Source organism: Micromonospora coriariae, from assembly GCF_900091455.1.
Lineage (GTDB): Bacteria > Actinomycetota > Actinomycetes > Mycobacteriales > Micromonosporaceae > Micromonospora > Micromonospora coriariae.
In genome coordinates this window covers 3,383,109-3,409,418 of the sequence record NZ_LT607412.1, presented here as the reverse complement: position 1 = coordinate 3,409,418, position 26,310 = coordinate 3,383,109, and the positions used below count along the sequence as shown (strand labels likewise).

Below are 26,310 nucleotides of genomic sequence, written 5' to 3'. Positions count from 1 at the left end.
CACCGCTCTCGGGGCGCGCACGGTCAACGCGATGCGACAGCGGCGACGTTCAAGAGTAGCGCAGGCCGCAGCCCACTCGTCCGCCGAGGTCGAGCGGGAGGGCGTACGCCGACGTCAGCGGCGGGCCGGGCCCGCCGCTGACGACCGGTCAGATCTTGGCGACCTGGTTGAAGTTGAGCTCCACCGGGGTCTCCCGGCCGAAGATCGACACCAGCACCTTGAGCTTCTGCTGGTCGGCGTTGATCTCGCTGATCGTGGCCGGCAGCGACGCGAACGCGCCGTCGGTGACGGTGACCGAGTCACCCACCTCGAAGTCGAGGACCTTGATCTCGGGCTTCGCCTTCTTCTGCTCGGTCTCGATCGCCGGCGCCAGCCACTTCAGCACCTCGTCGAGGGAGAGCGGCGCGGGCCGGTCGGCCCGGTCGGTCGCGCCGACGAAGCCGGTCACGCCCGGGGTGTTACGGACGCAGGAGTAGGACTCGGCCGTCAGCTCCATCCGAACCAGGATGTAGCCCGGGAAGACCTTGGCCTGGATCTGCGAACGCTTACCGTTCTTGACCTCGACCTCTTCCCGGGTCGGCACCTCGACCTGGTAGATGAATTCCTCCATGTCGAGGCTCGTGATCCGGGTCTCGAGGTTGGTCTTGACCTTGTTCTCGTAGCCGGCGTAGGAGTGCACCACGTACCAGTCGCCCGGCGCGTAACGCAGCTTCTGACGCAGCTCGGCGACCGGGTCGTACTCCTCGTCCGGGGCGGGCTCGGTGGTTGGGAACTCCGGCTCGCTGGCGGCCTCAACCGACTCGTCACCAGCCGCCGTCGCGACCGTGGACTGCTCGTCCACCGGTCCGGCGGTCTCGTCGTACTCAGGCACGCTCGCTCACTTCCGTCACTATCGGCTCTGGAGGCAGCCGGTCAGCTCGAGTTGCCGAAGACAAACAGCACGACCTTGGCGAAGCCGTAGTCCAGCACACCCACGATCGTCAGCATCACCGCGACGAACGCCACCACCACGGCGGTGTATGTCAGCAACTCCTTGCGCGTCGGCCAGATGACCTTACGCAGCTCGGCCACTACCTCGCGGAAAAACCGGGCGATGCGGCCGAACACGCCCACCCGACCGGTTTCCGACCGGGTGGTCGGCCGGCTGTCCGCCGACTCCGCCCGGGCGCGGGACCGCGTCGCGGTGCCTCCCCGGGAGACCGGCTCGTCCGCGCTGGTGGCGTCGTCGTCGGCTACGTCGTCGACGACCTCGTCGTCCAGACGATCGTCGCCGGCGTCCTCGCCGCGCCGCTTGTTGTCGGCCACTTCGCCCTCCGTCGCGGAATCTCGGGTCGCACGCCGGGCGGCGTGCGCGGCGCTGGTCACGCCGGCCGGACCAACCGTCCCGCGACGGGCCGCGGCCGGTGGATCAACCGGGGGGCCCGATTGCCTCGGAGCCACCCCGCCAATGCCACCACCACGGGCCGGACGCCGCCATGTCGGCGGCGCGACCCACGGGAACGGTCAGGCCTGAGGCGCAGGGGTGACAGGACTTGAACCTGCAGCCTGCGGTTTTGGAGACCGCTGCTCTGCCAATTGAGCTACACCCCTGTGCGGCAACTCTCGCCCCACGCGGCCACAGACGGCCGAGCAGGGGTCACTTGCCCCACGGCGGACCAGTGTACGGGTAGCCGCCCGACTTTCCCAACCGGTCTCCCCGCCTCGCGTGGCGGGAAGATTCAGCGTGCCGTCCGGATGGTGGCCCGCGCCTGCGAGAGCACCTTTTCTCCCAGGCAGGTGGCTGTCACGTCGAGCCGGGTCAGGCCGTCCTCGGTCACCTCACGGACCACCGCGGTGACCTCGATCTCGGTCCCCTGGTCGTCGTCCGGGACCACGACCGGCCGGGTGAACCGGACGCCGTAGTCGACCACCGCATCGGGCGTCCCGGCCCACTCGGTGATGGCCCGGCCGACCAGAGCCATCGTGAACATGCCGTGCGCGATCACGCCGGGCAGACCCACCTTGGTGGCGAACCGGTCGCTCCAGTGGATCGGGTTGAAGTCACCCGAGGCGCCGGCGTAGCGGACCAGGTCCGCGCGGGTCACCTGGAACGTCTTGGCTGGCAGCTCCATCTCACGCCTCCCCACGTACGACGATCTTGGACCAGACGGCGACCACCGGCTCGCCGGCGACCGTGCGCACGTCGGTGCGGGTGGTCAGGAAGCCGTGCCCGCCCCGGGTGCTGACGTCCTCGATGGTGCTCGCGCAGACCAGCTCGTCGCCCGCGACCACCGGCCGGGTGTACGCGAACCGCTGGTCGCCGTGCACCACGCGGCTGTAGTCGACGCCGAGCGCCGGATCCTCGACGATCTGGCGGCTCGCGGCCATCGTGACGACCACCGGGAAGGTCGGCGGGGCGACCACGTCCGGGTGGCCCAGCGTCCGGGCCGCCTCCGGGTCGTGGTGGACCGGGTCGGTGGCGCCGATGGCGGTGGCGAACTCACGGATCTTTTCTCGGCCCACCTGGTAGGGGGCGGTCGGCGGATAGGTCCGGCCGACGAAGGAAGGGTCCAGAGACATGCCGCGAACCTACACGGAAAACACAATCGCCGATCTGCTCGGGCGGCGGCGGTGGAACCGCACCAGCCCGGTCAGATCGGCGATCGGGAAAGCTTCAACAATGGCCGGCGTGGGGCCGGCCGCAGGTCAGCGGGTCTCGCGGTGAACCGTGTGCCGACCGTCGCGCGGGCAGAACTTCTTCAGCTCGATGCGGTCGGGGTCGTTACGACGGTTCTTGCGCGTGATGTAGTTGCGCTCCTTGCACTCCACACACGCCAAAGTGATCTTCGGCCGGACATCGGTAGCCTTCGCCACGGCGGAGTGCCTTCCTCGCTAACGGAAACAACTACGACGCGTCAGCCTAGTCGCTGACTGCGCGGACATGCAAAGTGGGCGCCAGTGGCGCCCATCCCCACGACCACCGGGACCGTGCCCGGAAGACGAGAGTAGCGGTGGCCGGACTTGAACCGGCGACACAGCGATTATGAGCCGCTTGCTCTGCCATCTGAGCTACACCGCCGCGGTGGGTCCAGCTGAACCCTCGAGCCCCCTTACGGAATCGAACCGTAGACCTTCTCCTTACCATGGAGACGCTCTGCCGACTGAGCTAAGGGGGCCTGCGCGATCTCCCCGGGAGGCGCGCAGAAGTAAGAGTACACGGCCCGCCTCGACAGGTGAAATCGGATCCCCGGTGATCGTCCGCGCCCAGCTCAGGGCACGACACGAAGGCGTGGGAGCTCCCCGCCGGAGATCGTTTCCGGGTCGGCCTGGGCGCCGAACCAGGCGGCCAGACGCTCGTACGGCAGCGGTCGGCTGAACAGGAAGCCCTGGCCGATCTCGCAGCCGATGTCCTGCAGGAGCTCCAGGGTCAGCTCGCTCTCCACGCCCTCGGCGACCACCGCCAGGCCGAACTGCTGGGACAGCGTCACCACCGCGTTGACGATCGCCAGGTCACCCGGGTCGGTCGCCATGCCCTGCACGAAGGAGCGGTCCACCTTCACCTCGTGCACAGGCAGCCGGCGGAGGTGGGCCAGGGACGAGTCGCCGGTGCCGAAGTCGTCCACCGACAGCCGGACGCCGAGGTCGCGCAGCCGGCGCAGGGTCGGGATGGGCCGGTCGGTGCCGTCCAGCACCCCCGCCTCGGTGATCTCCAGGGTGAGGCGCTGCGCCGGCACCCCGTACTCCGTCAGCAGTTCCTGCACGCGGTCAGGGAAATGCTGGTCGGTGAGCGTACGGGCGGCGAGGTTGACCGCGATGGACAGCGGCTGGTCGGCCTGGGCCCAGTCCCGGCTGCGCCGCAGCCCCTCGCGGAGCACCACCTCGGTGAGCCGGCTCAACTGACCGGTGTGTTCGGCCACCGCCACGAAGTCCTCGGGCGCGACAAAGCCGTGCGTGGGGTGCTCCCACCGGGCCAGGCACTCGACACCGACCAGGTAGCGGTCCCGCAGTGTCACCTTCGGCTGGAAGTAGACCTCCAGCTCGTCGTTGTCCAGGGCCCGGCGCAGGTCGCCGGCGAGGCCCAGCCGGCGCAGCGATCGGGACTCCAGGGCCGGGTTGAACAGCTGCACACTGCCCGGCACCGACTTGGCGGCAGTGGCGGCGAGGTCGACCCGGAGCAGCAGGGTCGCCGCGTCGCTGCCGTGATCCGGGTGTACGGCCACCCCTACGGCGGTGTCCACGTCGAGGGTGAGCGCGTCGAAGACCATCTCGTCGCGGATCTGGTCACGCAACTGGCCGGCCAGCTCCAGTGCCGCGTCGGCGCTCTCCAACCGCAGCGTCACCAGGAACTCGTCCCCGCCGGCCCGGCCGACCAGGGCCGACGACGGCGCGCTGGCCCGCAACCGGTTGGCAACCTCGGCGAGGACCTTGTCCCCGGCCGCGTGACCGAGGGACTCGTTGACCTGACGCAGCCCGTCGACGTCGAAGAGCAGCAGGGCCACCACCTCGCCCGGCGCGCGGATCTTGACCGACTCCTCCAGCGCTCCATTGATCCGCCGCCGGTTCGGCAGCCGGGTCAGCGCGTCGTGGTACGCGTCGTGCCGCAGCCGGTCGACCAGCCGGGAATTCTCCAGCGCCACCGCCGCGTGCGCGGCCACCGTCTCGAAGACCGAGATGTCGCGCTGGGTGAAGTACAGGGGGTCAGCGAGCCGGTTGGTGACCTCCAACGTCCCGATCACGACACCGCCGGACCGGAGTGGAACGACGACCGTGTCCTTGACCCCCCGCTCAGCGAGGCTGGCTCGGAACTCGGGATCACTGGTGAGTCCACGGCCGACCGTGACCGGGCGAGCAGTCTCCAGCACTCTTTCCCGCAGTGCGGGCGGAGTCAGGGACAGGTCCAACAGGCCGGAATCCTCGAACCGCGCGGTGAGCAGGATTTCCGGGTGTCGCCCCTGCGCCGGCAACCAGAGGGTGGCGTACTCGGCCTGCATCAGCGCGCGTACCCGCCCGAGCAGGGCGTCGACCAGGGTGCCGTCCTGACCGCTGGCCGCGACCGCCCGGCTCAGCTCGTACATGTCGGTCAGCGTGCGGTGCTGGCGGAAGAACTGGGTGTACGAGCGGTAGACCAGCGCGAGCCCGGCCGCCAGCGCGGCCAGCGGTAGCAGCGACCACCAGGACACCCGGATCAGGATCAGAACGATCAGCCCCGCCGAGACGTTGATGCCCGCGGTCAGGAACACGGACGGCACCGCGTGGAGCGTCTCCCGGCCGGCCTGCCAGCCTTGGAGGAGGATGTGCACGGATGCGACAGCGGTGAGGCTGACCACGATCACCACACTGATCGCACAACAGAGACTCACCCAGGTTGCCGGGCCGACACCTAACCTCGGCGGCAGCGCTTGGAGAAGCAGGGTGGCGAGCGACGTCCCGGCGGCGGCCCGCGCGACGTTGAACCAGACCTTGGGCGCCGTTATCCGATGTCGCAGTTGCGTGACCAGGGACGCGAGCGTGTAGATGACCACGACCGTCAGCGGCGGCAGGAAGAACAGCGCCAGTACGAGCGGCAACTCGGTGAGCGTCATTGCCACCGACTGCCGGCGAACGACCAGCACCAGCAGCGGAAGACCGGCGGCGATCAACGCCGCTAGCAATAACGCGGCCCAGCGCCACTCGCCGAACGGCCGGTCAGCGACCAGACCGGTGAGAGTCGCGCAGGCGACCGCGAGAAGGATCAGCGGAGCCGTGATGATCCAGGCGTCCTCCGACGACCTACGCCTCAACTGGTCGCGCGCGATCATCCCGCTCCCTGTTCGTCAGGCGTATGTCGTAAGAGGATCGACAGCCCGTCGGGCGGAGTTGTCAGACCCAGATGACGTCCGCCATGTGCAGTTCCGCCGGGACGCCACCGTGGTTGGCGACGACGACGCTGGCGACGGCAGCGAGGATGAAGAGTGAGCCAAACAGCCGGCCCAACCTACGACCAGACATGATTGCTCCTGTCGGAAAGTGTCGTGGGGATGGTGAAGATTCCACGATCGTGCCACAGTGCGGGCAGCGAGAGAAGTGGCGGAGGCCCCGACTGGCCCCACCGTCCGTGACTTCCCGCCGTTCGGCCCACCCCGTCATCGCGCCGCTCCAGATGATGGGCTTGCGGGCCCCTCATCGCTTCGTACAGTGTGGATTACGACCTTCAAGGCAATTCGGTCCAGGTGTGAGGCAGTCATCCAATTCGGTGCGGCGACCACTGTGCGTAACGCTTGTGCTGGCACCGGCGCGCCCGGGTGCCGCCCGGCCATCGACCACCATACCGGTTCATCGCGATCGCGCCAGCCTCTCCACGGGCACGGTTCCGGCGTGCGACTGTCGGCGCCGTAGCCGCACCCGAAAGATCTCGGCACAGCTCAACAGAGTCAACACATCGATGACCGCCGCTGGATGGCTTCACCTCCACAGCTGTCGGGACGGATCAACACGGCGACAACAGTCATCGCCCGCCCACGCGCTGAGTCGCTCATCCCGCCAGCCGCTCCGGTGCCCAACATTCGTCCCCACGCCACCCTCCAGAAGTGGCGTGAACGGAAGCCGGCTGGATCAACCCCTTGTCCGGGGTAGGCGTGCCGCCGGCCATCCCAATCCCGGAACCGCTCCCCTACGCGCACGGCGGATCAGTGGCCAGGGTCACGCGAACTGGGAGGGCTCAGCGTTACCGCAGCGGCCGGAACGAGGCCTGCACCTCGGTGGCGAAGAGCTCCGGCTCCCCCCAGGCGGCGAAGTGACCGCCGCGGTCGACCTCGTTGAAGTACGCGAGGTCGAGGTAGACCGTCTCGGCCCAGCTGCGCGGGGCAGCCCAGATCTCGTCGGGGAACGTCGTGAAGCCGACCAGAACCGTGACCGGCGGAGGCGCCTGGCCGGCCGCCATGGCCGCGGCGATGGTCCGACCAAATCCCCAGTACCACCGGGCGGACGAGACGCCGTACCCGTCAGCCAGTACAGCGTGATGTTGTCGACGATGCTGTCCCCGGTGAGCCCTTGCGGAGTTGATCTATGAGAGGCCAGGCAGGCAGCATGGCGTTATGACGCAGTGGCGGAACGACCGCATCGGCTCAGCCCTACGGGGAGAAAATCCCACAGTTCTAGCCCGTCTGCCCGGAGGCTTCGCGGTCATCGGTGACGTGCAATGGCTGCCCGGCTACTGCGTGCTGCTCACCGACGATCCGAGCGTGGGACGACTGACTGATCTACGGCGACCGGACCGGTTGGCCTACTTGGAAAGCATGGAACGGCTCGGTGAGGCAGTCGAGCGGGCCTGCGCCGAACTAGATCCGGCCTTCCGCCGCATCAACCTGGAGATCCTCGGCAACACCGACCCTTACCTGCATGCCCACATATGGCCTCGGTACGAGTGGGAACCGCCCCGCCTCGTCGGGATGCCCGTCTGGCTCTATCCGCCAGACACGTGGCGTGACCCAGCAACCGCCCTTGGCCCCCAACACGACGAGCTTCGCGCCGCCATCGCACGTCACCTGAAAAGTACGTGAGGGCGGCCGGCCGGGCCGTCCACTGGCCGGTATCCACCCCTCGACACGCTCGACGTACTGCCAGTCGAGTTCGAGGTACCGATCAGGCGCAACGGCGGTCAACAGCGGCAGCAGACGACAAAGGCCCCTGATCTACGTTCCCGCAGGTCAGGGGCCTCGCCGTTGCCTGGTGGCGGGTAGAGGATTCGAACCTCTGTAGCTTTCGCGACGGATTTACAGTCCGCTCCCATTGGCCGCTCGGGCAACCCGCCAGGGCACCCCACCGCGTCGCAACGCGGCGGCGGAAGCAAGGATAGCGGCTCCCCCCGGCACCGGCGCAACCGGGTACGGTCAGGGGGTCGTGCCGCCGGTCGGCGGCCGACGGCAGGCCCAGACCGCCGGACAGCAGGAGCAGAAGCATGGCAGCGAACCCGTCGTTCGACATCGTGAGCAAGGTCGACCGCCAGGAGGTCGACAACGCCCTCCGCCAGGCGGAGAAGGAGCTCTCGACGCGGTTCGACTTCCGTGGCACCGGCGCGGAGATCTCCTGGTCGGGCGAGGAGGCGATCGGCCTGCAGGCGGAGACCGAGGAGCGGGTGCGCGCCGCGCTGGACGTGTTCAAGGAGAAGCTGGTCAAGCGGAACATCTCGCTCAAGTCGCTGGACGCCGGCGAGGCTCGCCCGTCCGGCAAGGTGTTCAAGATTGACTGCAAGGTGATCCAGGGCATCGAGACGGACAAGGCCAAGGCGATCAGCAAGAAGATCCGCGACGAGGGCCCCAAGGGCGTCCAGGCCCAGATCCAGGGCGACCAGCTGCGCGTCACCGGCAAGAAGAGGGACGACCTCCAGGCGGTCATCTCGCTGCTCAAGGGCGAGGACTTCGGCGTCGCGCTCCAGTTCACCAACTACCGGTAGGGGCCAACTGGCGCCCGCGACGAGCGCCCGGGCTCTCGCTCAGTAGAGAACGCTGTACCAGTGGGCGGTCTCGCCGGATACCGGCGCCAGTCGCACCCGGGTTCCGCCCGGCTGGTCGAACATGCGTACGCCGTCGCCGAGCAGCACCGGGGCGAAGAGCATCAGGATCTCGTCGAGCAGCCCGGCCTGGATGCACTGTTTGGCCACGTTCGCGCCGAGCACGTTCACGTACTTGTCCCCGGCGGCCTCCTTCGCCTGCGCGACGGCGCTGTGCAGGTCGCCGGCGAACGTGACGCCGGGGGTTGGCTCGGCCGGCGGTCGGTGGGTGAGCACGACCACCGGTCCGTGGTACCGACCGCCGAAGGCCCCTTCGCTGTCGGTGCCGCGGTTCGGGTCGTCGCCGCCGAAGGTGCCGTTGCCGGCCAGGATCGCGCCGATGTTGGCCAACAGGTTGTCCGCCGTCGGGTTGTCGCCGACGAGGTGCTCGGTCAGCCAGGACATGTCACCGCCCGGGCCGGCGATGTAGCCGTCGAGCGACGCTGTCGCGGAGTACAGCAGCTTTGCCATGGGTCTCCTTCCACCGGTCGGTCCGCAAGACCGCTTGGAGCCGCGGGAGTGCGGGCTTGCATCCGGTACCCGGGTACGGGCTTACCGTCGAGTGGTGAGCGACCGACACCCCGGGACGGACGATACGTGGGTTCCTGACTCCTGCCGCCTGCCCACCGCCGAGCAGCCCGTCCGCCTCGCCGAGTTCGACCGCTTCTTCGCCGACGTCGTCCGACGGCTGGAACGGCCGTCCGCGCAGCTCCTGCGGCTGCACCTGGTCGGCACGGCGGACGCTGAGCGCACCGCCCGGGACCTGACCGCCCGCGAGTCGGCGTGCTGCTCGTTCTTCACCTTCGACGTGACGCGGACGGGCCCGGACGCGGTGACGCTCGACGTACGGGTGCCGTCCTCGCACGTCGGCGTCCTCGACGCCCTCGCCGAGCGGGCGCGGCCCGCCGGCGTACCCGGGTCGGCCGGGTCGTGGTTGCGCAGCGGTCAACTGGCCGGTGTGGCCGGGGTGAACCCGCAGACATTGCGCTACTACGAACGTCGCGGCCTGCTGGCGGCGCCACGGCGTTCGCCCGGCGGGCACCGGCTGTATCCGGTGGAGTCGGTCACGCGGCTGCGCGTCATCAAGACCGCGCAGCGTCTCGGTTTCACGCTCGGCGAGGTCGCCGACCTGCTCGACGGCGGGCGGCGCCGCCACGACTCGGGCGCCGCCCTACCGGCCCGGGCCACGGCCAAGCTGGCCGAGGTGGAGCGGAGGCTGGCCGACCTGACGGCCGTCCGGGACTCCCTGCGAGCGGCGATCTCCGCCGGCTGCGACGACCTGGTGGCCTGCGCCGGCTCCCCCTGCTGCCCGCTCCCGTTCCCGTCACCGGTCCCCACGACCGCCTCCCAACCCCTGGACTGAGCGGCTGCTGGACTGGAGATCGACTCGGGTTCCTGGGTGTGGGGGCATCCCGGGCAGCGGGAAACCACGACATCACCGAAGCCGAGTTGATCACGCGCGACGCGGGCGTTGGGTCAGGCGGCGACCGGCTCTTCGGTGCGTACCGTCGAGGTTTCCGCGCGGGCGATGGGCCCGGCGGGCCATGCGGCGACCGCGGCCGCGACGGCGACCGCAGCCCCGGCGAAGATGAACGCCCACGGCACGCCGCCGGCTTGATCCACGATCAGGCCGGCGACCGCGCCGCCGGCGGCGTTCGCCGCCACCGCGACGGTGACCACCCAGGTGTACGCCTCGTTCAGCATGCTCACCGGGGCGATCCGGCCGACCAGGGTGTTCTCCAGGGTCAGCGCGGGGGCGATGGTGGCCCCGCCGACGACCAACGCGACGCCCAGCGCCAGCGGCGTGGGCATGACCGCGAACACCACGAAGGTGCCGGCGAGCGCGGCGAGCAGCATGGCGAACTGGCGGGTCATGTTCGGCGACGGCCGACGGACACCGAACCAGAGCCCGCCGGCGGCGCTGCCGATCCCCCAGACCGCCAGCAGGATCCCGGCCAGGCTCTCCGGGTCGTTTGTGGTGTGGCCGCTGGCGTACGCCGGGACGATCACGCCGGCGGCACCGAACGCGATGCCGATGCCGGCGACGCAGACCAGCAGGGCCGGGAAACCGGCGACGCGCAGCGGGCCGAGCCCCCGGGCGTGGTGCTCGCGCGGATGCGGGCGCCAGCCGCGCATCACCCGGCCGAGGGCCACGGCGGTGGTGCCGACCAGGGTGACGACGGCCGCTCCGATCAGCGCGGCCGCCGCGTCGGCGACGAGCACGAATCCGGCGACGAGCAGCGGGCCCAGCACGAACACGATCTCGAACAGCGTGGTCTCCGCGGCCAGCGCCGTGTTGCGCAGGGGGTACCGGCCGGAACCGGGACCGGTCAGGTCGTTCCACGCGCCGCGGATGGCGGCCGAGAGCGGTGGGTAGGTCGCGCCGGCGATGCCGGCGGCCACGTAGATGGTGGCCAGTGCGTTGGCGCCCGACCGGCTGGCCAGCAGCAGCCCGACGAGCGCCAGCGGGTGGGCCACGGCGGTGACCAGCAGGACGGGGCTCGGGCCGATACGGTCGGCGATGCGCCCGGCCACCGGGCTGAGCGCGGCACCGGCGACGGCGTAGATCCCGCCGGCCACCGCGGCCAGCGCGTACCGCCCGGTCACCTGCTCGACCACCAGCAGCAGCGCCAGCGGGGTCATGCCGATCCCGAGCCGCCCGATGATGCCGGTGACCAGCAGCATGGGCGCGCCGGGGATCCGCCAGACACCCAGGTACTGGCGCAGTGCGGCCACCGTGAACCTCCCGAGAATGTAATGAGCGTAAACCGTTACGACCCTAACGCCGGCCGGTCGGTGAGAGGTATCGGATATCGCGGCCGACACAGCACTCCGCCCGCACCCGGTACGGGTGCGGGCGGAGGCTGAGATCAGCGGGTCAGCGCTGGAACTGCACAGGCCCCGAGTTGGCGGCCATCTGCTCCAGCCGGGCGACCCGGTCCTCCATCTTCGGGTGGGTGGAGAACAGCGCGGCCACGCCACCGCCCCGGAACGGGTTCGCGATCATGAGGTGCGCGGTGCTGGTGAGCTGGCCCTGTGCCGGCAACGGCCGGCGCCGGGCCACCGCATCGATCTTGCGAAGTGCGCTGGCCAGGGCCAGCGGGTCACGACTCAGCTCCGCGCCCGAGGAGTCCGCCTGGAACTCGCGGCTCCGGCTGATCGCCAACTGGATCACGGTGGCCGCGATCGGCCCCAGGATCAGAGTCAGCAGCAGCACGGCCGGGTTCGGCCGGTCCTCGTCGTCGCCACCGCCCAGCGGGATGAAGAACGCGATGTTCGCCAGGAAGGTGATGATGCCGGCCAGACCGGCCGCCACGCTGGAGATCAGGATGTCGCGGTTGTAGACGTGCGACAGTTCGTGCCCGATCACACCGCGCAGCTCGCGGTAGTCGAGGATCTCGGTGATGCCCTGGGTCACACAGACCGCCGCGTGCTGCGGGTTACGACCCGTGGCGAACGCGTTGGGCTGCGCGGTCGGGCTGACGTAGAGCCGCGGCATCGGCTGCCGGGCCTCGGCCGCCAGTTCCCGCACCATCCGGTACAGCTCGGGAAACTCCGCCTCACTGACCGGTTGTGCCCGCATCGAGCGCAGTGCGAGCTTGTCGGAGTAGAAGTAGGAAATGCCGTTCATGACCAGAGACACGAGGACGGCGATGACCAGGCCGCCACTGCCGCCGAACCCGTAGCCGACCGCCAGGATCAGGGCGGTGAGCAGGCCGAGCAGCGCGGCGGTCTTCAGACGGTTGTGGTGCACGATCTCTCCTTCGGTGCACGGATCGCCGGGATCCGCTGACCGGTGCAACAACCCGGTACCCGCCAACCATCCGTCTCAACGCTGAGAGTTCACTGAGACCTGCCCCGGTGCGATCAGCGGCCGGCGAGGTCGAGCACCAACTGCGGCGCGACCCCCAGCACCACCGCGGCCACCGTGGCCACCGCGAGCACCGCCGCCACCACACCCACCAGAGGTACGGCCACCGCGCCGCCGGAAACCGCCACGCCCGGCGTCGCCGTCGGCGCCCACAGGGCGGCGGTCATGCGCAGGTAGTAGGCCAGCCCGATCACCGCGTTCACCGCCACCACCAGCGCCAGCCACCCGGCGCCACCGTCCAGCAGCGCCCGGACCACGGTCACCTTCGCGAACAACCCGGCCAACCCGGGCGGCAGACCGGCCAGGCCGACCAGTGCGAGACCGAGCGCCGCACCCCGCCACGGGTGCCGGCGGGCCGCACCGCGCAGGTCGTCCAGGGTGCCGCCGTCCGCACCCGTCGGGCGCAGCGCGATCACCCCGGCGAACGCGGCCAGTTCCAGGACCACGAAGAAGACGGTGTACGCGACCGCGGCCGCGTACGCGGCATCCCGTGCCTCGCCCGTACGGCCGGCGGCCAGCGCCAACGCGCCCAGCGGGGCGAGAATGTACCCGGCCTGCGCGACCGAGGACCAGGCGAGCAGCCGGACGGTACGCCGCTGGCGCAGGGCGACGAGGTTGCCGACGGTCATGGTGAGCACCGCGAGCAGGGCCAGCACCGGACCGGTCTGGTCGGCCGGCAGCGCCCGCTGCACAACTGCGAGCAACGCGACCACCCCGCCGACCTTCGACGCCGTGGACAGGTACGCGGCCACCGGCAGCGGTGCGCCGTCGTAGGTTGCCGGCGCCCAGGCGTGGAATGGCACCGCCGCCACCTTGAAGGCCAGCCCGAGCAGCAGCAGCGCCACCGCGGCGGTGGTCAGCGGCAGGTCCCGCAGCTCCGGCCGCTCGGCGAGCAGCGTGCCCAGCCGGTCCAGGTGCAGCGAGCCGGTCACCGCGTACAGCAGCGCGGCGCCGAGCAGGGCGACCGTGGTGGCCACCACACTGACCACGAAGAAGGTGACCGCCGCTTCGGCGCTGGCCAGACTCCCCCGGCGCAGGCCGACCAGCACGTACAGCGGCAGGGTCAGCGTCTCCAGGGCGACGATCAGGGTGATCAGGTCACCGGCCGCGCCGAGCACCACGCCGCCGGTCATCGAGCAGGCGAGCAGGAAGCAGTACTCCCCCACCGGTGACCGCCCGGCCCGCAGCGCCGGCACGGACAAGCCGAGCACGCCCAGGGTGAGCAGCGCCACCACAGCGCCGACCAGGGCGGCCCGGCCGCCGAAGATCCAGGAGCAGTCGACGCCGACGCAGAACGTCCGCCGCTCCCCACCCGCCCCGACCAGGGCGGCACCGACGGCGGTGCCGAGCGCGCCGAGCGCGGCCACCACGACCGTGGCCCGCGGCCGGGCCAGCAGCAGGTCGGTGACCAGCACGAGCACGGCCGTACCGGCCGCCAGGTAGGCCGGCAGCAACGCCGTGCTGTCCACGCTCTGCACCGTGTTCATGGGAAGACCACCCCCACCAGGGCGTCGACCGGGGCCTCGGCGACCCCGAGGACCAGCGCCGGGGCCAGTCCGATGGCCAGGGCGAGCAGCACCAGCGGCGCCCACGCGGTCAGCTCGGCCCCGGCCAGGGCGGGACCGACCCCGCCGACGGCGGTCGTCGGCCGGCCATGGGTGACGCGGCGCAGCAGCCGCAGGAAGTACGCGGCGGTGAGCGCGCCGCCGAGCGCGGCCAGCACACCGAGGGTGGTCCAGAGCGGGCCGCCCACCTGGATCGCCGCGATCACCGCGAACGCCTCCCCCCAGAAGCCGGCCAGACCGGGCAGGCCGAGCGACGCGACAGCCGCGAACGCGAGCAGACCGGCCAGCCGCGGCGCGGTCTCCCGCAGCCCGGACAGCTCGGACAGGCTGCCCGTGCCGGTACGGTCCTTCAACGCGCCGGCCAGGAAGAACAGCAGGCCGGTGATCACGCCGTGCGCGACGTTGCCGATCAGCGCCGCCTGGATGCCGGTGGTGGTCAGCGTGGCGACGCCCAGCAGCACGAAGCCCATGTGGCCGACGCTGGAGTACGCGATCAGCCGCTTGACCTCGTCCTGGGCCAGGCAGACCAGCGAGCCGATCAGGATCGCGGCGACGGCCAGCACGCCGAGCACCGGCGCCGCCCAACGGGCACCCTCCGGCGCCACCCCCACCGCCACCCGGATCAGGCCGTAGGTGCCCATCTTGAGCAGCACCCCGGCCAGCACGACACTGCCCACCGTGGGTGCCTGGGTGTGCGCGTCGGGCAACCAGGAGTGCAGCGGCCAGAGTGGGCTCTTCACCGCGAAGGCGAGCGCGAGCAGGGTGAACGCGGCGAGTTGGGTGCCCCGGGACAACCCGCCGCCACCGGTCAGCGCCACCACGTCGGCGGTGCCCGCGGCGGCGACCACGACGTACACGCCGACCAGCAGCAGCACCGAGCCGAGCAGGGTGTAGAGCGCGAACTTGCGGGCCGCCCGACGCCGGTCCGCGCCGCCCCAGCCGGCGATGATCGCGTACATCGGCAGCAGGACGACCTCGAAGAAGAGGAAGAACAGCACCAGGTCCAGGGCGAGGAAGGTGCCCAGGATGCCCACCTCGACCACCAGCAGCAACGCGACCAGCGCCCGGCCACTGCCGCCGGCCGGCGCCCGCCACAGCGTGTACCCGCAGCACAGCAGCGTGAGCAGCGCGGTCAGCACGACCAGCGGCCAGGAGATGCCGTCGACGCCGAGGTGGAAACGCAGATCCAGGCCGGGCACCCAGGGCAGGTCCAGCTGGTGCCAGGGCCGCACCGCCGGTGCCCCGGCCGACCAGGCGAACCAGCTCCGGCCGCCGAGCACCAGTGGCACCGCGGCCAGCAGGGTCAACGCCGCCGCGACCGTACCGACCAGCCGGGCCGCCCGGTCCCGCGGTGTCGCCGCCACCGCGACCGCGCCGAGCGCCGGCAGCGCCAGGACGGCGACCAGCAGCACCTGCCCGAAACTCATCGAATGACCTCTGTTCGCGACTGCGGGGCCCGCAACACCGGCTCACTCCTCGCGCTCACCGGACCGCCTCTGTTCGCGACTGCGGGGCTCGCAACACCGGCTCACTCCTCGCGCTCACCGGACCGCCTCTGTTCGCGACTGCGGGGCTCGCAACACCGGCTCACTCCTCGCGCTCACCGATACCCTCCGATCAGCGCGGCGGCCAGCCCGATCAACAGCGCGCCGGCCAGCACTCCGGCGGCGGCCCGCGGCAGTGCCGCCCGGTGCAGGGCGGCGAGCCCGGCGCCCAGGCCGGACGCCGCGCGGCCGCTGCCCTCGACCGCGCCGTCCACGACCACCTCGTCGCCGGTGCGCGCGGCCCGAGCCAGCGCGCGGACGGGGCGTACCACCAGGGCGTGCTGGACGTCGTCGAGCCGGAACGCGCGGGCGAAGACCGGGCGCAGCGGACCCAGCGCGGCCGCCGGGTCGGCGGCCGGATCCCGGCGCCAGCCCAGCAGCACCAGCCCCGCGCCGACCAGCAGCAGCGCGAGCGGCAGCAGCAGCCCCGGCCCGAGGTGGACCAGGCCGTCCTCCGCGCCCGCCACCGGCACGGTCGCGAACCGCAGCCGGTCGGCGAACGCCCCGACGAACCCGGCCAGGCCGAGCAGCGCGGCCGGCACAGCCAGGAGCAGCACCGGCCAGCGCAGCACCGCCGGCGGATCGTGCGGCCGGAGCAGCGGCAGCCGGGGAGCCCCGAAGAAGGTCCGCAGCAGCAGCCGGCCGGCGTACCAGGCGGTGATCGCGACGCCGGCCAGCCCGGCCAGCCAGACCAGCCAACCCACCCAGGACGGCGCCGGGCCGGTGCCCTCACGGGCAGCAGCCTCGGCGACCGTCAGCACGCCGTCCTTGCTCCAGAAGCCGGCCAACGGCGGCACCCCGGCCAGCGCGCCCAGGCCCACCACCGTGCACCAGAAGGTCACAGGCATGCTGCGGCGCAGCCCGCCCATCTCCGACATCAGCGTGGTGCCCACCGCGTGGATCACCGCGCCGGCGGCGAGGAACAGCAGCGCCTTGAACGCGGCATGGGTCAACAGGTGGAACAGCGCCGCCGACGGTGAGCCGACCGCCAGCGCGCCGGTCATGTAGCCCAGTTGGGACACCGTCGACCAGGCCAGCACACGCTTGATGTCGTCCTGCGCGGTGGCGGCGAGCGCGCCGAGCAGCAGGGTGATCGACCCGATCACCCCGAGCACGGTCAGCGTCACCGGCGCGGCCGTGAACAGCGGATAGAGGCGGGTCACCGCGTACACCCCGGCGGCCACCATCGTCGCGGCGTGGATCAGCGCCGAGATCGGCGTCGGGCCGGCCATCGCATCCGGCAGCCAGGTGTGCAGCGGGAACTGCGCGCTCTTGCCGGCCACCCCGGCCAGCAGCAGCAGACCGGCCGCGGTCAGGGTCGCGGTGGAGTGGTCGTGGGCGAGCACGTCGGCGATCCGGAAACTGCCCGTCGACACGCCCAGTAGCGCGATGCCGAGCAGGAACCCGACGTCGCCGACCCGGGTCACCAGGAACGCCTTCATCGCGGCGGCGGGCGCACCGGGCAGCCGGCGGTCATGGGCGATGAGCAGGTACGAGCAGAGGCCCATCACCTCCCAGCCGACCAGCAGCATGATCAGGTCGCCGGCGACCACCACCAGCAGCATCGCGGCGGTGAAGAGACTGATCTGCGCGGCGTACGGCGGGTAGCGGTGGTCGACGTCGACGTCGTCGTGTGGGCCCCGCCGCAGGTAGCCGATCGAGTAGACCTGCACGGCCAGGGCGACCGCGGCGACCGCCACAGCGACCAGCGCGGCGGCGCCGTCCAGCCGCACGCCGAGGGTCACCGTCAGCCCACCGAGGTCGACCCAGGTGGTCGACGTCTCCCGGGGCCGGTCGACCGTGACCAGGAGTGCGACGGCCAGCGCGAGCGCGCCGGCCGCGCCGGTCACCCCGAGCGCGACGGCCACCCGCCGGGCCCGGTCGTCGCCGCCCACACCTGTGCTCGGGTGACGCGGGGCCGGCGGCAGCAGCAGGCCGAGGAGCCCGGCGACCAGCGGTACGGCGGGCAGCAGAGCGCCCAGCATCCCGGTCACCGGCCCGCCTCCGTGTCCCGGCCGGCGGTGCCGGCGGCGGCTGGCTCCGGCGTACCGGCGGTCCGCGGCGACTCGGTGGGTTCGGTCAACGGCACCTCGTCCACCGCCACGCTGGCGCGCAGCCGGTAGAGCTGAAGGACGATCGCCAACCCCACGCCGATCTCGGCGGCGGCGAGGACGATGACGAAGAGCGCGAAGACCTGACCGGAGTGCGGCAGCGCGGATCGGGCGGTGGTGTCCGCGGTGACCAGGATCAGGTTCACCGCGTTGAGCATCAACTCCACAGCCATCAGCACCAGCACCGCGTTACGCCGGCGCAGCACGCCGTAGACGCCGAGGCCGAACAGCAACGCGGCGGTGACGTACGGGATGACAGGTCTCACCGGCGCCCCCCGGAAGTCACGTCCACCCCGTCCGGCGCCGCTGTGCCGTCCACTCCCGCACCGGACCGGCCGATGTCCGGCCGGGACAGCACCACCGCGCCCACCAGCGCCGACAGCAGCAGTACGGAGAGCACCTCGAACGGCAGCACCCACGAGGCGAAGATCTGCTCCCCCAACCGCTCGGCGGTGCCCGCGTCGGGCAGCGCCACCGTGCTCCAGCGGTAGGCGTCGACCAGCAGGACGGTCAGCCCCAGCCCGGCGCCGCCGCCGATCAGCGCGGCCGGCCAGCCGGGCCGGTCCAGGTCGTCGGAGGCGCCGATCGGCGCCCGGGTCAGCATCACCGCGAACAGCAGCAGCACCACCACCGCGCCCACGTAGATCAGCACCTGCACCCAGGCCACCAGCTCGGCGCTGAGCACGAGATAGTCGCCGGCCAGCGCGCCCAGGCAGACCACCAGGTAGAGCCCCGCCCGGACCAGGTGCTTCGTGGTCACCACCAGCACGCCAGCACCGACAGCCACCGCGCCGAGGGCGAGCAGCAGCAGGTCCGCGCCGGTCACCGGGCCGCCCTCCCGGCCGGGAGCGCCGACTGTCGCGCGGTCACGACGCGGCACCCGGGTCGGCGCCGGGCTCGGGGCGTACCGCCGGCGGGGCCGGACGTGCGGCGGCCGCCTTGCGCGCGGCCGCGGTCTCCTCCTTGGCCGGCTCGCCGTTCGGGTCGTGCGCCGGCGGCGGCGGAACTGTGGCCATCCACTGGCCCAGGTGGTCCTTGTCGTGCAGCAGGTCCTTGATGTCGTACTCGGCGTACTCGAACTCGGGCGACCAGTAGAGCGCGTCGAACGGGCAGACCTCGATGCAGATGCCGCAGTACATGCAGAGCGAGAAGTCGATGTCGAACTTGTCGAGCACGTTGCGCTGGCGGGGGCGGGCGGCGCCGGGCACCGCCACCTCCTCCTTGTGCGAGTCGATGTAGATGCACCAGTCCGGACACTCGCGGGCGCACAGCATGCAGACCGTGCAGTTCTCCTCGGACAGCGCGATCACGCCGCGCGAGCGGGGCGGCAGCTCGGGGGCGACGTCCGGGTACTGCTGGGTGGTCGAGCGGCTGGTCATCGTCTTGAGGGTGACCGCCAGCCCCTTCACCAGACCCGCGCCCGGGAGGCCGCTCTCGGTGCCGCCGGCCGCGCCGCCGTGCTCGCTGGGGTCGCTCATGTCGACCATCCTGCCCTGTGGCCCCGGCGCGCGCGACCACCACCCGTGGGTCTGCGGCGGTACCGTGGTCGCGGGGAGAACGAACGCACCGGAAAGGACCCGTCGATGACCGCCGCGCTGCACGACGACGTTCCGTCGCCGGGCGAGTGGACGACCGACGCCTTGGACGCCCTGCCCAACGACGGCCGTCCTCGCCCCGAGATCCTGGACGGAAACCTGCTCATGTCGCCCTCCCCCACGCGACTCCATCAGTCCATCGCGCTCCTGCTGGGCTCGGCCCTGCTGGAGAGCTGCCCACGCGACCTCGACGTCACCCAGGGTGTCGAGGTACGCATCTCGCGGAAGCGTTCCTTCATCCCTGATCTGCTGGTCACCTACCTCGACGCCGCAGAGCGGAATCCGTCGCACTATCTACCGGACCAGGTTCTTCTGGTGGTTGAGATCGTCTCGGAAGGGTCCCGCAGCATCGATCGGGTACTCAAGCCAGCCCTCTACGCCGAGGCGGACATCCCCTACCTCTGGCGGATAGAGACCGAGGCCGGCATCGTCGTACACACCCACAAGCTCGACGCGACGAAGCAGGTCTACGTCGAGCAGGCTCGACTCACTGACGGCATTCTCGTGCCGGAGCCGTGGGAGATGGACATCCCGCTGGAGCGGATCACGCCCCGGGCCCGCTGACGACGGTCGGTGGGAGCATCTCGACGCCGAGTTGCTGAAGCAGCTGGAACAGCTCGTTGCAGCTCCACACCTCGACGATCCGACCCTCCGCGTCGAAACGCAGGAAGGTGGCCCCGGAGTAGCTGACCACCTGCCCGGTCGGCGGCACCGGCCCGAACTGTCCGACGTGCGTGCCGGCCGCCCGCCAGTGCACCGCCACCCGCTCGCCTCCGGCCACCACGTCCACGATCTTGTAGCGCAGATCCGGGAAGGCCGCCCGCCGCTCCCGGTGCCAGGCCAGCGTCGCCTCCGGTCCGGTGCCGCCCAGCCCCGGGCACTCCTGGGCGATCAACTCGTACGCGGACTCCTCGCGGCGCGCGTTCCACACGTCGGCGATGAAACGTCGGGCCGCCGCCTCCACATCCGTCATCCCGGCAGGGTATCCGCGCCCAGGGCGCATGGGTGAGCCGGAGATCGGTAAGGATGAGGGAAGAGACACTGACCGCATCGGGAGGGCGACGTGGGCGAGGCAGCAGGCGGGAAGTACGTCGAGCCGGGCGGTGAGTTCACCCGGGACCAGCGGTACATCGCCACCCGGATCACGGCGAACGGGCGGGACGGGTACCCGGTGGAGCCCGGCCGGTACCGGCTCGCGGTCAGCCGTGCCTGCCCGTGGGCCAACCGCCTGATCATCGTGCGGCGGCTGCTCGGGCTGGAGGACGCCATCTCGATGGCGGTGGCCGGCCCCACCCACGACGCCCGCAGCTGGACCTTCGACCTGGACCCCGGTGGGCGGGACCCGGTGCTCGGCATCGAGCGCATCCAGGAGGCGTACTTCAAGCGCTTCCCCGGCTACGAGCGTGGCATCACCGTGCCGGCGATCGTGGACGTGCCGACCGGGCAGGTGGTGACCAACGACTACGCGCAGATGAGCCTCGACCTGTCCACGCAGTGGGGCGCGTACCACCGCGAGGGCGCACCGCAGCTCTACCCCGAGCACCTGCGGGCGCAGATCGACGAGGTCAACGACGTGGTGTTCCGGGACGTCAACAACGGCGTCTACCGGTGCGGCTTCGCCGGCAGCCAGGAGGCGTACGACAAGGCGTACCACCGGCTGTTCGACCGGCTGGACTGGTTGTCCGGGCGGCTGGCCGACCAGCGCTACCTGGTCGGCGACACCATCACCGAGGCCGACGTGCGGCTCTTCACCACGCTGGTCCGCTTCGACCCGGTCTACCACGGCCACTTCAAGTGCAACCGGCAGAAGCTCAGCGAGATGCCGGTGCTCTGGGCGTACGCCCGGGACCTGTTCCAGACTCCCGGTTTCGGCGACACCATCGACTTCGACCACATCAAGCGGCACTACTACGAGGTGCACCGCGACATCAACCCGACCGGGATCGTCCCCCTCGGCCCCGACCTGTCCAACTGGCTCACCCCACACGGTCGGGAAGCGCTGGGTGGCCGCCCCTTCGGCGACGGCACCCCGCCCCCACCGCCGACCGAGCCAGTCAACCCCGCACACACTCCGCTGCGCTGACCGGCGGACGGGTCAGAGGGCGATGCGGACTGCCGCGGTGAGGACCAGCTGCGCGAGGGAGGCCGGCACCAGCACCAGCCAGCAGAGCCGCTGGAGCTGGTCCTCGCGGAGGCGGGGGTAGGACACCCGGAGCCAGATGATCACGAAGGACACCGCGAAGATCTTGAGTAGCGTCCAGAGCCAGCCGAGCTGGTCGTCGGCGAACGGGCCCTGCCAACCGCCGAGGAACAGCACAGTGGTCAGCGCGGCGATCACCACGATGCCGACGTACTCGGCAAGCAGGAAGAACGCGAACCGCAGGCCGGTGTATTCGGTCATGTAGCCGAAGACCAGCTCCGAGTCGGCCACCGGCATGTCGAACGGTGGCCGCCGGATCTCGGCCAGCCCGGCGACGAAAAAGATGATCATCGCGGGCGCCTGCCAGATCAGCCACCACGGCTGCCACGCCTCGACGATGCCCGACAGGCTGAGCGTGCCGGCCGCCATCGCCACCGACGCGGCGGCCAGCACCAGCGGCAGCTCGTAACCGAGCAGCTGGGCCGCCCCGCGCAATCCGCCCAGCAGGCTGTACTTGTTGGCCGACGCCCACGCCGACATCAGCACCGCCACCACCCCGACGCCGACCACTGCCAGCACGAAGAAGAGGCCGATGTCCAACGGTTGCCCGACCAGGTCGTTCGGGCCGAGCGGGATGACCAGCAGCACCAGCAGGTAGGGCACCAGGGCCACCGCCGGCGCCAGCCGGAACACGGTCCGGTCCGCCTCGCGCGGCGTGATGTCCTCCTTCTGCACGAACTTGACCCCGTCGGCCACGAGCTGCGCCCAGCCGTGGAAGCCGCCCGCGTACATCGGGCCGAGCCGGCCCTGCATGTGCGCCATCACCTTGTGTTCGGCCTGCCCCACCAGCAACGGCAGGGTCAGGAACGCGACAAGCACGCCGCCCACCCGCAGCACCAGCTCCACCCAGAGCGGCATCAGGCCGTACCCCCGTCGTCGTCGGTCCGTTCGCCGCGCGCCGGCGGGTCCGCGACCGGGCCGCCCGGGCTCGCGCCGGGCGCGGGCTGGTCCGGCACGGCCGGGCCGTCGGCGGTGCCGGCCGGCCGGGGAGTACGCGCCGGACGGGCCCCCGGGGCGGGCCGCGCCGGCCGCTCACCCGCCGGTCTGGCCGGGGTGCCGCCGCGCGGGCCCTCCCCCGCCCCGCCGGCTCCGGCCGGGGTGGGTGTGGTGCCCCACTCGCCCGGAGCGGGCACGCCCGGCGGCCGGATCGGTCGGCGGCCACCGCCGGCCTCGGACTCGCCCGGTTCCTTCGCACCGGGCCAGGGCTTGGCCACCCGGGAGGCGAGCACGAATTCCTTGCGCAGCGGATGGCCCTCGAACTCCGGCGGCAGCAGCAGCGGTCGCAGTTCCCCGTGGCCGGCGAAGCCGATGCCGAACATCTCGTGCGTCTCCCGCTCGTGCCACGCGGCGCCCGGATAGACGTCGACCACCGAAGCCACCGTGGCCTCGCCCCGCGGCAGCCGGGTGCGCAGCAGCACGCCGTGCCGCAGCCGGGTCGACCAGAGGTGCGCCACCACGTCGAAGCCCTCGGCCAGCTCGTCCACGGCGGAAAGCCAGTCGAAGAAGTCGCAGGCCAGCTCGGTGTCGTCGCGGGCGGCGCGCAGCGCGTCCGGCCAGTTCGCCGGCGGAACGTCGACGGTGGCCCGGGCGTACCGCTGCCCGCCGGAGACCGACGGGGTCGCCTCGACCGGCGCGAGCAGCGCGACCAGCCGAGCGCCGACCTCTTCGGGAGTCATGCCGCTGATCCTAGGGCCTGTGTGGAAGTCACCGTCCGGGCCGAGGTGGAGCCGAGGTGCCCGACGATCTGCCGGCTTTGGGGGACGACCCGGTGCCGGGCGGGGAAAGATGAGGGCGTGCGCGCTGTCACTGTGAAACCCGGAGTCGCCAACTCGCTGAGCCTCGTCGAGGATCAACCCGAGCCGGCGCCCGGGGAGGGCGCCGTCCTGGTCCAGGCGCTGGCGGTGGGGATCTGCGGCACCGACCACGAGATCCTCGATGGGCAGTACGGCGAGGCGCCGCCCGGCTCGGACCGCCTGATCATCGGGCACGAGTCGTTGGGCCGGGTGCTGGAAGACCCGAGTGGCGCCTTTCAACCCGGTGACCTGGTGGCCGGGATCGTCCGACACCCCGATCCGGTGCCCTGCCCCAACTGCGCTGCCGGCGAGTGGGACATGTGCCGCAACGGACAGTTCACCGAGCACGGCATCAAGGCGCTGCCGGGGTTCGCCCGCGACCGTTGGCGGATCGAGCCACGCTTCGCGGTCCGGCTCGACCCGGCGCTGGCCCGGGTCGGCGTGCTGCTCGAGCCGACCAGCGTGGTGGCCAAGGCGTGGGACCACATCGAGCGGATCGGGCACCGGGCCGAGTGGGAGCCGCAGACGGTCCTGGTGACCGGGGCGGGGCCGATCGGGCTGCTGGCCGCGCTGCTCGCCACCCAGCGCGGGCTCACCGTGCACGTGCTGGACCGGGCGACCTCGGGGCCGAAGCCGGAGCTGGTCGCCGCGCTGGGCGCCACGTACCACACGGTGCCGGTCAACGACCTGCCCTTCGAGCCGGACGTGGTGGTCGAGTGCACCGGCGCCCCGAGCGTGGTCATCGACGTGATGTGCAAGGCGGGCCAGACCGGGATCGTCTGCCTGGCCGGGGTGTCCAGCGGCGGCCGGACCATCGACTTCGACGCCGGCGCGCTCAACCGGGCGCTGGTGCTGGAGAACAACGTGGTCTTCGGCTCGGTGAACGCCAACCGGCGGCACTGGAGCATGGCCGCTCAGGCGCTCAGCCGCGCCGAGCAGCCCTGGTTGGAGTCGCTGCTCACCCGGCGCGTGCAGGTCGAGCGGTACGCCGAGGCGTACACGCCCGAGCCGGACGACATCAAGGTGGTGCTGGAGTTCGGGGTCTGAGCGGTGGGCGGGCCGGTCAGATGCCGGGTAGCCGGCCGTTGCGGAACAGGTCCACGAAGAGTTGGTGGTCCTGCCGGGCGCGCAGCCCGTACGCGTGCGCGAACTTCACCAGGTGGGTGACGAAGCCCCGCTCGTCGGTCTCCACGGCGGCCACGATCGCCTCCTCGGTGGAGTAGTCCACCAGGTCGTGGCTGGACTCGTCGTCGGCGACCGAGTGCATCCGCGCCACCGCCCGGCCGAGGTCGGCGAGCACCCCGGTCAGCTCCTCCGGCTCGTTGACGTCGGACCAGTCCAGGTCGGCGGCGTACGGCGAGACCTCGGCGACCAACTGGCCGGCCCCGTCCAGCTCGGTGAAGCCGAGCCACGGGTCGGCGTGCGCCTGCAACGCCCGCTGCGACTCGGCGGTCCGGTGACCCTGGTGCTGGAAGTAGCCGCGCACCGACTCGTCGGACACGTACCGGGCCACCGCCGGCACCTGCGCCTGCTTCATGTAGATGACGACGTCGTTCTCCAGTGCCTGGGTGTGGCCCTCCAGCAGCAGGTTGTACGACGGCAGCCCGGCCGAGCCGATGCCCACCCCCTTGCGCAGCACCACGTCCTTGATCCGCGCCGCCACCGGACGCAGCCGGGCCGAGGCGGCGGGCAGCGTGCCCAGGTACTCCTCGAAGGCGGCGAGCACCTTCTCGCGGGTGTCCCCGTCGACCTCGAAGACCCCGTCGCCGACCGAGAAGCGCCGCTCGTAGTTGTCGACGGTGGTCTGCTCGGCGAGCAGGTCGACCCGGGTGTTGAGCCGGGCCTGCTGGAGCACCCGGCGCAGCACCCCGTCCGCGTTGTCCAGGGTGATCGATCCGATGGCGTCGTCCCCGCCAGCGGCGATCGCCCGCAACTCGGTCAGGTACGACCCGGCGAAGCCGGCCACCAGCTCGCCGATCACCGTGTCGGAGAGCGCCTTGCTGTAGCCGAGCAGCGCGACGCTGGCCGCGAACCGTCGCAGGTCCCAGGTGAACGGCCCGACGTACGCCTCGTCGAAGTCGTTGACGTTGAACACCAACTGCCCGGACGCGTTCATGTAGGTGCCGAAGTTCTCCGCGTGCAGGTCGCCGTGGATCCACACCCGGCTGGTCCGCTCGTCCAGGAACCGGTCGTCGGCGAAGTCGCCGCGCTGGTCGGCGTAGAACAGGGCGGCGCTGCCCCGGTAGAAGGCGAAGGGTGACGCGGCCATCTTGCGGAACTTGCGGCGGAAGGCGGCCGGGTCGATCGCCATGGACGCGCCGAACTCCTCGGTCAGCACGGCGACGATGTGGGCTGACCGCTGGTCCACGGAGTTGCTCATGGTGCGCAGGCTAGCTCGCCCGGACCACCCGGGGCGTCAGACGACCGACTGGTCCGCTCGGCCGACGGGCCGATGCGGGCGTGGACGTCAGCCGGCGGCGGGTGGGCGGACCGGCGGGGCGGTGAGCGAGTCGACGGAGCGCGGGGCGGCGCCGTCGCGGGGCGAAGCGTCCACCGGCGCGGCGAGCAGATCCGGCCGGGACACCCCACCGAGGCCGGACTGCTCGGCGGCGATCTTCTCCTGGAGGCGCAGGATGCCGTGCAGCAGCGCCTCCGGCCGGGGCGGGCAGCCGGGCACGTAGACGTCGACAGGGATGATCTGGTCGACGCCCTTGGTCACCGAGTACGAGTCCCAGTACGGGCCACCACAGTTGGAGCAGGCGCCGAACGAGATGACGTACTTCGGCTCCGGCATCTGGTCGTAGAGCCGCTTGATCGCCGGGGCCATCTTGTCGGTCACCGTGCCGGAGACCACCATCAGGTCTGCCTGCCGGGGGCCGTGGGCGAACGGGATCACGCCGAGCCGGATGAAGTCGTGCCGACCCATGCTGGTGGCGATGAACTCGATCGCGCAGCAGGCCAGGCCGAAGTTGAAGACCCAGAGCGAGTAGCGGCGGCCCCAGTTCAGCACGAACCGGATCGGCTCGCCGAGCACTGCCGGCAGCTGCACGAGCGTCCCCTTCCTGTCCCCCGTCAGACAGTCAACCACAGCGGCCGGACGCGGCCGGGTGGCCGCTCGGCGCAGG

28 protein-coding genes and 4 tRNA genes are annotated in these 26,310 nt (G+C 71.4%); 6 read left to right on the top strand and 26 right to left on the bottom strand.

The genetic code is table 11. The annotated features are described in order from the left end of the window. Window positions 1-148: 148 nt before the first annotated feature. From nusG to GA0070607_RS33405, 11 genes are all read right to left on the bottom strand, one after another. Window positions 149-871 (bottom strand): transcription termination/antitermination protein NusG, encoded by a 723-nt coding sequence (gene nusG, locus GA0070607_RS15995; RefSeq protein WP_089018932.1) that lies wholly within the window; start codon window positions 869-871, stop codon window positions 149-151. Window positions 872-912: 41 nt separating this feature from the next. Beyond that, window positions 913-1,305 (bottom strand): preprotein translocase subunit SecE, encoded by a 393-nt coding sequence (gene secE / locus GA0070607_RS15990; protein WP_089018931.1) that lies wholly within the window; start codon window positions 1,303-1,305, stop codon window positions 913-915. A 212-nt stretch (window positions 1,306-1,517) separates the two neighbouring features. After that, a tRNA-Trp gene (locus GA0070607_RS15985) sits at window positions 1,518-1,590 on the bottom strand. 128 nt (window positions 1,591-1,718) lie between these two features. Then, window positions 1,719-2,111 carry a MaoC family dehydratase gene (locus GA0070607_RS15980; protein ID WP_089018930.1) on the bottom strand — a complete coding sequence of 131 codons (393 nt, stop codon included), beginning with the start codon at window positions 2,109-2,111 and terminating at the stop codon, window positions 1,719-1,721. A gap of 1 nt (window position 2,112) precedes the next feature. Next, a complete protein-coding gene (locus GA0070607_RS15975) occupies window positions 2,113-2,559 on the bottom strand; it encodes a MaoC family dehydratase N-terminal domain-containing protein (protein WP_089018929.1) in 447 nt (148 codons plus the stop codon). A gap of 126 nt (window positions 2,560-2,685) precedes the next feature. Then, window positions 2,686-2,853: a 50S ribosomal protein L33 gene (gene rpmG, locus GA0070607_RS15970; protein WP_007073056.1), complete on the bottom strand. Its 168-nt coding sequence runs from the start codon at window positions 2,851-2,853 to the stop codon at window positions 2,686-2,688. Window positions 2,854-2,985: 132 nt separating this feature from the next. Beyond that, window positions 2,986-3,058 (bottom strand) — tRNA-Met (locus GA0070607_RS15965). A gap of 24 nt (window positions 3,059-3,082) precedes the next feature. Next, window positions 3,083-3,155 (bottom strand) — tRNA-Thr (locus tag GA0070607_RS15960). Window positions 3,156-3,248: 93 nt separating this feature from the next. Further along, on the bottom strand, window positions 3,249-5,777 hold the full coding sequence (locus GA0070607_RS15955; RefSeq protein ID WP_089018928.1) for a putative bifunctional diguanylate cyclase/phosphodiesterase: 2,529 nt from the start codon (window positions 5,775-5,777) through the stop codon (window positions 3,249-3,251). Window positions 5,778-5,838: 61 nt separating this feature from the next. Beyond that, window positions 5,839-5,967: a hypothetical protein gene (locus tag GA0070607_RS33805; RefSeq protein ID WP_269458428.1), complete on the bottom strand. Its 129-nt coding sequence runs from the start codon at window positions 5,965-5,967 to the stop codon at window positions 5,839-5,841. 715 nt (window positions 5,968-6,682) lie between these two features. After that, complete coding sequence (locus GA0070607_RS33405) at window positions 6,683-6,898, bottom strand: hypothetical protein (protein WP_231931067.1); 216 nt, start codon at window positions 6,896-6,898, stop codon at window positions 6,683-6,685. Between the two features lie 154 nt (window positions 6,899-7,052). On the opposite strand from GA0070607_RS33405, the gene GA0070607_RS15945 reads away from it, so the two are divergent. Beyond that, a complete protein-coding gene (locus tag GA0070607_RS15945) occupies window positions 7,053-7,517 on the top strand; it encodes an HIT family protein (RefSeq protein WP_089018927.1) in 465 nt (154 codons plus the stop codon). A gap of 167 nt (window positions 7,518-7,684) precedes the next feature. On the opposite strand, the gene GA0070607_RS15940 is transcribed toward GA0070607_RS15945, so the two are convergent. Further along, window positions 7,685-7,768 (bottom strand) — tRNA-Tyr (locus GA0070607_RS15940). A 147-nt stretch (window positions 7,769-7,915) separates the two neighbouring features. Between GA0070607_RS15940 and GA0070607_RS15935 the strand changes: the two genes are divergently transcribed. Further along, the gene (locus GA0070607_RS15935) at window positions 7,916-8,410 is read left to right on the top strand and encodes a YajQ family cyclic di-GMP-binding protein (protein WP_089018926.1); all 495 of its coding nucleotides are present in this window, start codon (window positions 7,916-7,918) and stop codon (window positions 8,408-8,410) included. Between the two features lie 39 nt (window positions 8,411-8,449). Here the strand turns inward: GA0070607_RS15935 and GA0070607_RS15930 are convergent, their stop codons facing one another. Beyond that, a complete protein-coding gene (locus GA0070607_RS15930; RefSeq protein WP_089018925.1) occupies window positions 8,450-8,977 on the bottom strand; it encodes a dihydrofolate reductase family protein in 528 nt (175 codons plus the stop codon). Window positions 8,978-9,071: 94 nt separating this feature from the next. Here GA0070607_RS15930 and GA0070607_RS33400 point away from each other — a divergent pair, with 94 nt between their 5' ends. Next, window positions 9,072-9,869 (top strand): MerR family transcriptional regulator, encoded by a 798-nt coding sequence (locus tag GA0070607_RS33400; protein ID WP_231931066.1) that lies wholly within the window; start codon window positions 9,072-9,074, stop codon window positions 9,867-9,869. A 113-nt stretch (window positions 9,870-9,982) separates the two neighbouring features. Here GA0070607_RS33400 and GA0070607_RS15915 read toward each other — a convergent pair whose 3' ends face one another. The 8 genes from GA0070607_RS15915 to GA0070607_RS15880 all read right to left on the bottom strand — a co-directional run bounded on the left by GA0070607_RS15915 (window position 9,983) and on the right by GA0070607_RS15880 (window position 19,084). After that, complete coding sequence (locus GA0070607_RS15915) at window positions 9,983-11,242, bottom strand: MFS transporter (RefSeq protein WP_089018924.1); 1,260 nt, start codon at window positions 11,240-11,242, stop codon at window positions 9,983-9,985. A 142-nt stretch (window positions 11,243-11,384) separates the two neighbouring features. After that, window positions 11,385-12,260, bottom strand: coding sequence for a zinc metalloprotease HtpX (gene htpX, locus GA0070607_RS15910; protein ID WP_089018923.1), 876 nt, complete (start codon window positions 12,258-12,260; stop codon window positions 11,385-11,387). Between the two features lie 113 nt (window positions 12,261-12,373). Next, window positions 12,374-13,864, bottom strand: coding sequence for an NADH-quinone oxidoreductase subunit N (locus GA0070607_RS15905; RefSeq protein WP_089018922.1), 1,491 nt, complete (start codon window positions 13,862-13,864; stop codon window positions 12,374-12,376). Then, complete coding sequence (locus GA0070607_RS15900) at window positions 13,861-15,369, bottom strand: complex I subunit 4 family protein (protein ID WP_089018921.1); 1,509 nt, start codon at window positions 15,367-15,369, stop codon at window positions 13,861-13,863. The genes GA0070607_RS15905 and GA0070607_RS15900 overlap by 4 nt, the downstream gene beginning before the upstream one ends. A gap of 173 nt (window positions 15,370-15,542) precedes the next feature. Beyond that, window positions 15,543-17,471 (bottom strand): NADH-quinone oxidoreductase subunit 5 family protein, encoded by a 1,929-nt coding sequence (locus GA0070607_RS15895; RefSeq protein ID WP_089021882.1) that lies wholly within the window; start codon window positions 17,469-17,471, stop codon window positions 15,543-15,545. A 5-nt stretch (window positions 17,472-17,476) separates the two neighbouring features. Further along, window positions 17,477-17,863 carry an NADH-quinone oxidoreductase subunit NuoK gene (nuoK, locus tag GA0070607_RS15890; protein WP_089018920.1) on the bottom strand — a complete coding sequence of 129 codons (387 nt, stop codon included), beginning with the start codon at window positions 17,861-17,863 and terminating at the stop codon, window positions 17,477-17,479. Next, window positions 17,860-18,423 (bottom strand): NADH-quinone oxidoreductase subunit J family protein, encoded by a 564-nt coding sequence (locus tag GA0070607_RS15885; RefSeq protein WP_089021881.1) that lies wholly within the window; start codon window positions 18,421-18,423, stop codon window positions 17,860-17,862. Before GA0070607_RS15885 ends, nuoK begins: the two co-directional genes overlap by 4 nt. 40 nt (window positions 18,424-18,463) lie before the next feature. After that, complete coding sequence (locus tag GA0070607_RS15880; RefSeq protein ID WP_089018919.1) at window positions 18,464-19,084, bottom strand: NuoI/complex I 23 kDa subunit family protein; 621 nt, start codon at window positions 19,082-19,084, stop codon at window positions 18,464-18,466. Between the two features lie 96 nt (window positions 19,085-19,180). Here GA0070607_RS15880 and GA0070607_RS15875 point away from each other — a divergent pair, with 96 nt between their 5' ends. After that, window positions 19,181-19,756 carry a Uma2 family endonuclease gene (locus GA0070607_RS15875; protein ID WP_089018918.1) on the top strand — a complete coding sequence of 192 codons (576 nt, stop codon included), beginning with the start codon at window positions 19,181-19,183 and terminating at the stop codon, window positions 19,754-19,756. On the opposite strand, the gene GA0070607_RS15870 is transcribed toward GA0070607_RS15875, so the two are convergent. Beyond that, window positions 19,737-20,165 (bottom strand): ester cyclase, encoded by a 429-nt coding sequence (locus GA0070607_RS15870; protein ID WP_089018917.1) that lies wholly within the window; start codon window positions 20,163-20,165, stop codon window positions 19,737-19,739. The genes GA0070607_RS15875 and GA0070607_RS15870 overlap by 20 nt on opposite strands. Window positions 20,166-20,255: 90 nt before the next feature. Here GA0070607_RS15870 and GA0070607_RS15865 point away from each other — a divergent pair, with 90 nt between their 5' ends. Then, the gene (locus GA0070607_RS15865) at window positions 20,256-21,275 is read left to right on the top strand and encodes a glutathione S-transferase family protein (RefSeq protein ID WP_089018916.1); all 1,020 of its coding nucleotides are present in this window, start codon (window positions 20,256-20,258) and stop codon (window positions 21,273-21,275) included. A 12-nt stretch (window positions 21,276-21,287) separates the two neighbouring features. Here the strand turns inward: GA0070607_RS15865 and GA0070607_RS15860 are convergent, their stop codons facing one another. Together GA0070607_RS15860 and GA0070607_RS15855 are read right to left on the bottom strand one after the other, a co-directional pair. Then, window positions 21,288-22,250: a complex I subunit 1/NuoH family protein gene (locus GA0070607_RS15860; RefSeq protein WP_089018915.1), complete on the bottom strand. Its 963-nt coding sequence runs from the start codon at window positions 22,248-22,250 to the stop codon at window positions 21,288-21,290. Continuing rightward, window positions 22,250-23,068 (bottom strand): NADH-quinone oxidoreductase subunit C, encoded by an 819-nt coding sequence (locus tag GA0070607_RS15855; protein WP_089018914.1) that lies wholly within the window; start codon window positions 23,066-23,068, stop codon window positions 22,250-22,252. The genes GA0070607_RS15860 and GA0070607_RS15855 overlap by 1 nt, the downstream gene beginning before the upstream one ends. A gap of 117 nt (window positions 23,069-23,185) precedes the next feature. Between GA0070607_RS15855 and GA0070607_RS15850 the strand changes: the two genes are divergently transcribed. Next, complete coding sequence (locus GA0070607_RS15850) at window positions 23,186-24,232, top strand: glucose 1-dehydrogenase (protein ID WP_089018913.1); 1,047 nt, start codon at window positions 23,186-23,188, stop codon at window positions 24,230-24,232. Window positions 24,233-24,248: 16 nt separating this feature from the next. Here the strand turns inward: GA0070607_RS15850 and GA0070607_RS15845 are convergent, their stop codons facing one another. Both GA0070607_RS15845 and GA0070607_RS15840 read right to left on the bottom strand, forming a co-directional pair. Beyond that, window positions 24,249-25,565, bottom strand: a complete 1,317-nt coding sequence (locus GA0070607_RS15845; RefSeq protein WP_089018912.1) for a DUF2252 domain-containing protein — start codon at window positions 25,563-25,565, stop codon at window positions 24,249-24,251. Window positions 25,566-25,652: 87 nt separating this feature from the next. Further along, the gene (locus GA0070607_RS15840; protein WP_089018911.1) at window positions 25,653-26,234 is read right to left on the bottom strand and encodes an NADH-quinone oxidoreductase subunit B; all 582 of its coding nucleotides are present in this window, start codon (window positions 26,232-26,234) and stop codon (window positions 25,653-25,655) included. Window positions 26,235-26,310 lie beyond the last annotated feature (76 nt).

What these genes read in the sequence shown, in the direction of transcription:
- GA0070607_RS15935 (WP_089018926.1), top strand. Translation starts at nt 7,916, where the DNA reads ATGGCAGCGAACCCGTCGTTCGACATCGTGAGCAAGGTCGACCGCCAG.
- GA0070607_RS15905 (WP_089018922.1), bottom strand. Translation starts at nt 13,864, where the DNA reads ATGAACACGGTGCAGAGCGTGGACAGCACGGCGTTGCTGCCGGCCTAC.
- GA0070607_RS33805 (WP_269458428.1), bottom strand. Translation starts at nt 5,967, where the DNA reads ATGTCTGGTCGTAGGTTGGGCCGGCTGTTTGGCTCACTCTTCATCCTC.
- GA0070607_RS15875 (WP_089018918.1), top strand. Translation starts at nt 19,181, where the DNA reads ATGACCGCCGCGCTGCACGACGACGTTCCGTCGCCGGGCGAGTGGACG.
- GA0070607_RS15870 (WP_089018917.1), bottom strand. Translation starts at nt 20,165, where the DNA reads ATGACGGATGTGGAGGCGGCGGCCCGACGTTTCATCGCCGACGTGTGG.
- GA0070607_RS15880 (WP_089018919.1), bottom strand. Translation starts at nt 19,084, where the DNA reads ATGGTCGACATGAGCGACCCCAGCGAGCACGGCGGCGCGGCCGGCGGC.
- GA0070607_RS15930 (WP_089018925.1), bottom strand. Translation starts at nt 8,977, where the DNA reads ATGGCAAAGCTGCTGTACTCCGCGACAGCGTCGCTCGACGGCTACATC.
- GA0070607_RS15845 (WP_089018912.1), bottom strand. Translation starts at nt 25,565, where the DNA reads ATGAGCAACTCCGTGGACCAGCGGTCAGCCCACATCGTCGCCGTGCTG.
- GA0070607_RS15955 (WP_089018928.1), bottom strand. Translation starts at nt 5,777, where the DNA reads ATGATCGCGCGCGACCAGTTGAGGCGTAGGTCGTCGGAGGACGCCTGG.
- GA0070607_RS15980 (WP_089018930.1), bottom strand. Translation starts at nt 2,111, where the DNA reads ATGGAGCTGCCAGCCAAGACGTTCCAGGTGACCCGCGCGGACCTGGTC.
- GA0070607_RS33405 (WP_231931067.1), bottom strand. Translation starts at nt 6,898, where the DNA reads ATGGCGGCCGGCCAGGCGCCTCCGCCGGTCACGGTTCTGGTCGGCTTC.
- GA0070607_RS15975 (WP_089018929.1), bottom strand. Translation starts at nt 2,559, where the DNA reads ATGTCTCTGGACCCTTCCTTCGTCGGCCGGACCTATCCGCCGACCGCC.
- GA0070607_RS15900 (WP_089018921.1), bottom strand. Translation starts at nt 15,369, where the DNA reads ATGAGTTTCGGGCAGGTGCTGCTGGTCGCCGTCCTGGCGCTGCCGGCG.
- GA0070607_RS15945 (WP_089018927.1), top strand. Translation starts at nt 7,053, where the DNA reads ATGACGCAGTGGCGGAACGACCGCATCGGCTCAGCCCTACGGGGAGAA.
- GA0070607_RS15895 (WP_089021882.1), bottom strand. Translation starts at nt 17,471, where the DNA reads ATGCTGGGCGCTCTGCTGCCCGCCGTACCGCTGGTCGCCGGGCTCCTC.
- GA0070607_RS15855 (WP_089018914.1), bottom strand. Translation starts at nt 23,068, where the DNA reads ATGACTCCCGAAGAGGTCGGCGCTCGGCTGGTCGCGCTGCTCGCGCCG.
- GA0070607_RS15860 (WP_089018915.1), bottom strand. Translation starts at nt 22,250, where the DNA reads ATGCCGCTCTGGGTGGAGCTGGTGCTGCGGGTGGGCGGCGTGCTTGTC.